Source organism: Micromonospora sp. KC723, from assembly GCF_004348595.1.
GTDB lineage: Bacteria > Actinomycetota > Actinomycetes > Mycobacteriales > Micromonosporaceae > Micromonospora.
The window spans coordinates 1-5,306 of record NZ_SMKD01000230.1 but is presented as its reverse complement, the minus strand read 5'-3'; the positions used below and the strand labels follow the sequence as shown (position 1 = coordinate 5,306).

At 73.6% G+C, this 5,306-nt stretch carries 4 protein-coding genes; 1 reads left to right on the top strand and 3 read right to left on the bottom strand.

Translation table 11 applies throughout. The features are described 5' to 3' along the window. Positions 1 to 78: 78 nt before the first annotated feature. Complete coding sequence (locus E1165_RS27830; protein WP_132394670.1) at positions 79 to 1,689, bottom strand: YbjN domain-containing protein; 1,611 nt, start codon at positions 1,687 to 1,689, stop codon at positions 79 to 81. After that, a complete protein-coding gene (locus E1165_RS27825; protein WP_132394669.1) occupies positions 1,686 to 2,162 on the bottom strand; it encodes a YbjN domain-containing protein in 477 nt (158 codons plus the stop codon). The genes E1165_RS27830 and E1165_RS27825 overlap by 4 nt, the downstream gene beginning before the upstream one ends. Before the next feature lie 114 nt (positions 2,163 to 2,276). Between E1165_RS27825 and E1165_RS27820 the strand changes: the two genes are divergently transcribed. After that, positions 2,277 to 4,736 (top strand): DNA translocase FtsK, encoded by a 2,460-nt coding sequence (locus E1165_RS27820; protein ID WP_132394668.1) that lies wholly within the window; start codon positions 2,277 to 2,279, stop codon positions 4,734 to 4,736. A gap of 98 nt (positions 4,737 to 4,834) precedes the next feature. Here E1165_RS27820 and E1165_RS27815 read toward each other — a convergent pair whose 3' ends face one another. Next, positions 4,835 to 5,077 (bottom strand): hypothetical protein, encoded by a 243-nt coding sequence (locus E1165_RS27815; protein WP_132394667.1) that lies wholly within the window; start codon positions 5,075 to 5,077, stop codon positions 4,835 to 4,837. Positions 5,078 to 5,306: the final 229 nt, after the last annotated feature.

Below are 5,306 nucleotides of genomic sequence, written 5' to 3'. Positions count from 1 at the left end.
CGCCCGCGGTGCCCGACAGCGGCCCCCGACCTCCACCGCCCGGTGGTCGGGGGCCGCGTCGCGTCCGGGTACGCGCGGTCAGGGCAGTGCGGCCACCGCCTCCGCGTACGCCACGCCGGTGGCCACCGTCGCGTCCACCAGCACACCGAGCTGTGCCGGGGTCACCCCGTGCTCCAGGTCGGTGGTCACGTCGCCGGCCAGCACCAGTTCACCGTCGCCCAGCTCGTGCGCGTACGCCTTGGGCAGCAGCCGGTCGTGGTTCCAGGCGTTGCAGAACGCGTACGCCTCGGCGAGCCGGGCCGCCGGCAGCCGCCGGGCCGCGAGCACCCGGGCGTGCAGGATCTCCCCGCGCGTGCCCACCTGCCGGAACTGGATCACCGCCTCGTGCCACCGTCCGACCACCACACCGCCGGCGTCCACGGCGTACACGTCGCCGCGCCGGTCCAGCACGTCGGTGAGCATCGACAGGCGCAGCGCGGCCAACTCGTCGACCGCCGGCGCGAGGGGCGGGTCGTCGTCCTCCGCCGGCTCGTCGGGCGGCTCGTCGGGCAGCGGCACCAGCGTGCCGGAGGGCCGTTCGGCCAGCCAGGAGGCGATCCGGCCGGACTGGTGGCCGGTGCCGTTGCGGGCGTCGAAACTGCCGGCCAGCCCGGTGGCCAGGGTCAGCAGGTCGGTGCCGAGGGTCGCCACGTCCGGCTCGGCAGCCGGCCGGCTGCCGAGCCCCGGGCGGCGCACCCGCCGGTCGCCCAGTCCCGCCTCGGCGGCGACGGCGCAGACCAGTGCCCCGGCGGCGGCGAACTCCATCGTGGACAGGTCGTCGTTAGGGTGGTCCAGCCGGGGCAGTTGCTCGGTGAGGATCGCCAGTCCCCGCTCGGGGTGCCCGCCCAGGGCGCAGAACCGCAGGTGCGCGGCGAGCAGCGGGAAGGCCCCCGGTTCCCGCCGGTGCCGCCGGTACGCCCGCACGTGCGCCTGCCCGGCGCGCTGCGCCCGCCCAACCCGCAGCCACGGCAGCAGCCCCGCCGCGAGGGCCCGTTCCGGCTGGTCGGTGCAGTCCACCGCGCCGTCGAGGACCGGACGCAGGGTCTCGCACGCCGCCGTGTCGTCGCCCCAGCCGGCGAGCAGTTCCGCCTGGCGGGCCGGCAGGCACCCGGGGCAGCCGGCCGTCGGGTCGGGCGCGGCGGCGCACCAGACGGCGTACCAGTGGCGGGCGGTCGGCTCGTCGCCGAGGTGGTCGGCGAGCCGGCAGCGCAGCTGGGCGACCGGGCCGCTCTGCGCGCCGGTGCGGCCGGCCAGGTCGTCGAGGAGCGCACGGGCGGTGTCCACACCGAACCGTGGGGTGCCGATCGCCGCCTCGACGGCGTACCGCTGGTGCCGGCGCAGCAGGTCGGCGTCGCCGGGCCGTTCGGCGAGCAGCTCCGGGCACCGGTCGACGGTGGCCAGGCAGCGCCGTACCGGCTCGACCACCCGCCACCGTTCCCCGTGCAGCAGGTACGCCTCGACCAGCGCGAGCCGGGCGTCCAGGGCGGACCTCGGGTCGCCGAGCGCGTCGGCGCGAGCGGCGACCCGCTCCAGCTCCGCGCAGCGGGCCTCGCCGTCGGGCGTGTCCCGGGCGTCGTTCAGGGCGGCCACCAGCTCCGGGGCTCGGGCGGCCAGCGGCGGGCGTTCCCCCTCGCCGTGCCCGCGGGTCACCGGGTCGTCCCGCCGGGCAGCCGGCCGACAGCGGCCGCGAGCTGGCAGCCGGTGGAGATGCCGCAGTCGATGAGCTGGTCGAGCTGGTGCGGGGTCACCCCACGTTCCAGGTCGGTGATGACCTCGCCGCAGACCCGGGCCACCCCGTCGTCGTCGACGTGCACGAACGCCTTCGGCCAGAGCCGGTCGTGGTTCCAGGAGTTGCAGAAGGCGTAGAGCGCGGGGACGTACTCGATGCCGAAGGCCGGCGCGGCCATGGTGCGGACCTGGAGCAGCTCTCCGGCCTCGCCCGGACGGAGAAACCAGATCAGGTTGTCGTCCCAGCGCCCGACGAGGTCGCCGTCGTGGTCGGTGGACCAGGCGTAGCCCCGCCGGTCCAGCACGGCGGCGACCAGGTCGCGGGTGAGCGGCCGCGGGGCCTGCGGGTGACCGGCCAGGGGGTCCGGACCGTCCTCGAAAGCAGGCGACGCCATCGGGCATCCCTTCCTGAGGCGAATAACACGTCTGCGCGCGCGGTCCGTGCTGCGACACACGGACACGACCCGGAAAAGCGGCGATCTCCCGGGTCACGCCGCTACGGTGACTCTATGGCGGGCCGTACCTCTCAGGCGAGCCGGCGACGCGGCGCGTCGCCGCGCGGAACCACGAACAGCCGTGCCCGTCAACCGGCGAAGAAGGCCACGAAGGCGGCCCCCCGGCGGCGGACCGCCGCCCGGCCCGCCCCGGCGGCGTACGTCGGGCGGGCGGTCGGTGCACTGTGGATGGGCCTGGCGCACGGTGTCGGTTGGGTGGTGCGGGGCGCCGGCCGGCAGGTCGCCTCCGCCCGCGACCTGGACCCGGAGCACCGCCGCGACGGCGCTGGGTTGTTCCTGTTCGGCTTGGCCATCCTCAGTGGGGTGGGGATCTGGTTCTCCGGCGCGGGCCCGCTCGGCGAGCGGATCGCCGACACGACCCGGCTCTTCCTCGGCGCGATCGCGATCGTGGTGCCGGTGCTGCTGATGATCGGCGCCTGGCGGATGATGCGTACCCCGCCCGACCCGGCGCACCGAGGGCGTGGCCTGGTCGGTTGGGGTTCGATGGTGGTCGCCACCGCGGCCATGTTGCACATCGGGCAGGACCCGGTCGACGGGACGCAGCGCGACTACGCGGGCGGGCTGGTCGGCGCGGGTGTCGGCGACGTGCTGAAGGCGGCGGTCACCGCGTGGGTGGCGGTGCCGCTGCTGATCCTGCTGCTTCTCTTCGGGCTGCTGGTGGTCACCGCGACCCCGATCAACAAGATTCCGGAGCGGCTCGGTCTGCTCGCCGGTACTCTCGTCGCGCCGCCGGAGGCCGACGAGGCCGAGGCGGTGGTCGAGAAGCCGGCCCGCCGCCGGCCCCGGAAGAAGGCTCTGCCGCCGGACCCGGACGCCCTGGACGCGTTGGACGACGACCCCGACGCGGTGGACCTCCAGGACACGCTGGTGCTGCCCCGCAAGCCGCCGGCGAAGGTGCCCGCCAGCCGCCGGCCGGTGGAGCCGCCGGAGCACTCGCCGCCGCCGACCCGGGCCGAGCAGTTGGCGCTCACCGCGATGGACGGTGACTACACCCTCCCGCCGGCCAACATGCTCAGCGGCGGTGCGGCGCCGAAGACCCGCAGCAAGGCCAACGACGAGGTGATCGCCGCGTTGACCGGGGTGTTCGACCAGTTCGGGGTGGACGCCGAGGTCACCGGATTCACCCGGGGCCCGACGGTCACCCGGTACGAGGTGGAGCTCGGCTCGGGCGTCAAGGTCGAGCGGATCACCCAGCTGTCCCGCAACATCGCGTACTCGGTGAAGTCCCCCGACGTGCGCATCCTCAGCCCGATTCCGGGCAAGAGCGCGGTCGGTGTGGAGATCCCGAACACCGACCCGGAGAACGTCGCCCTCGGTGACGTGTTGCGTTCCCGGGCCGCCACCAGCGACCACCATCCGATGGTGGTGGCGCTCGGCAAGGACATCGAGGGCGGCTACGTGGTGGCCAACCTGGCCAAGATGCCGCACATCCTGATCGCGGGGGCGACCGGTGCCGGCAAGTCGAGCTGCCTCAACAGTCTGCTGGTGTCGATTCTGACCCGGGCCACGCCGGACGAGGTGCGGCTGCTGCTGATCGACCCGAAACGCGTCGAGATGACCGGCTACGAGGGCATCCCGCACCTGGTCACGCCGATCGTGACGAACGCGAAGAAGGCGGCCGACTCGCTGGAGTGGGTCGTCCGCGAGATGGACATGCGCTACGACGACCTCGCCGCCAACGGGGTTCGGCACATCGACGACTTCAACCGCAAGGTGCGCAACGGCGAGATCAAGGCTCCGCCGGGCAGCGAGCGGGAGCTGCGGCCGTACCCGTACCTGCTGGTGATCGTGGACGAGTTGGCCGACCTGATGATGGTGGCGCCGCGTGACGTGGAGGACTCCGTCGTCCGGATCACCCAGCTCGCCCGGGCCGCCGGCATCCACCTGGTGCTGGCCACCCAGCGGCCATCGGTGGACGTGGTCACCGGCCTGATCAAGGCGAACGTTCCGTCGCGGCTGGCGTTCGCCACCTCCTCGCTGGCGGATTCGCGGGTCATCCTCGACCAGCCGGGCGCGGAGAAGCTGCTCGGTCGGGGCGACGGTCTCTTCCTGCCGATGGGCGCGTCGAAGCCGATCCGGATCCAGGGCGCCTGGGTCACCGAGCGCGAGATCGCCGACGTGGTCAAGTTCTGTAGGGACCAGCGTGAGCCGGAGTTCCGTCCGGACGTGCTCGCCCCGCCGCAGGACAGCAAGAAGAAGATCGACGAGGACATCGGCGACGACCTGGACCTGCTGGTGCAGGCGGTGGAGTTGGTGGTCACCTCGCAGTTCGGCTCGACCTCGATGTTGCAACGCAAGCTGCGGGTCGGCTTCGCCAAGGCGGGCCGGTTGATGGACCTGATGGAGACCCGGGGGGTGGTCGGGCCGTCGGAGGGCTCCAAGGCCAGGGACGTGCTGGTCAAGCCGGACGAGCTGGAGGAGGTCCTGGCCGGTCTGCGCGGCGGCGGGGAGTGATCGGGTCGCCGCCCGGCTGACCGGTCGCGCTGCGGCCGTTCGGGGACGACGAGAGGCCCGCCGTTCGGCGGGCCTCTCGTCGGTGGGTGGCCGGCGGGTCAGTTGATCAGGGCGGCGGCGAGTGCGAGGCCGATCACCGCGCCGACGACGCTCGCGGCGGCGGCGTACCAGCCGAGCGGCTTGTCGCCGAGCACGGCGCCGGCGATGCCGAGGGCCAGGCCGGCGATGCCGAAGAGCACCGGTGCCACGAAGATCGCGACGACGGCGAAGACGAAGGCCAGGATCGTGCAGATCCGGGCGGCGTTGCTGCGCGGGCGAGCGGTCGCGTGCGTGTCGGCCATGACGTCCTCCGTGATGAGTGCCGGACTCGTGCTGTCGGCTGATCCCTACCCGTTCGGGCGGCAGAGTACGCATTCCGCCGCCGCCTGTGACGGTTGACCGGAGTCGCCCTTTTGCCCGCTCGGGGCTTGTTGTTCGGCGGCACCCTGCGCTCTGGGGGCGTGGATGGTGTCGCGCGGCTACAACACGTGAGTACACATTCGGTTCGGGATTCGGGGCTCGGGGTTCGGG

Coding starts and splice junctions, on each gene's coding strand:
- E1165_RS27825 (WP_132394669.1), bottom strand. CDS start 2,162: ATGGCGTCGCCTGCTTTCGAGGACGGTCCGGACCCCCTGGCCGGTCAC.
- E1165_RS27820 (WP_132394668.1), top strand. CDS start 2,277: ATGGCGGGCCGTACCTCTCAGGCGAGCCGGCGACGCGGCGCGTCGCCG.
- E1165_RS27815 (WP_132394667.1), bottom strand. CDS start 5,077: ATGGCCGACACGCACGCGACCGCTCGCCCGCGCAGCAACGCCGCCCGG.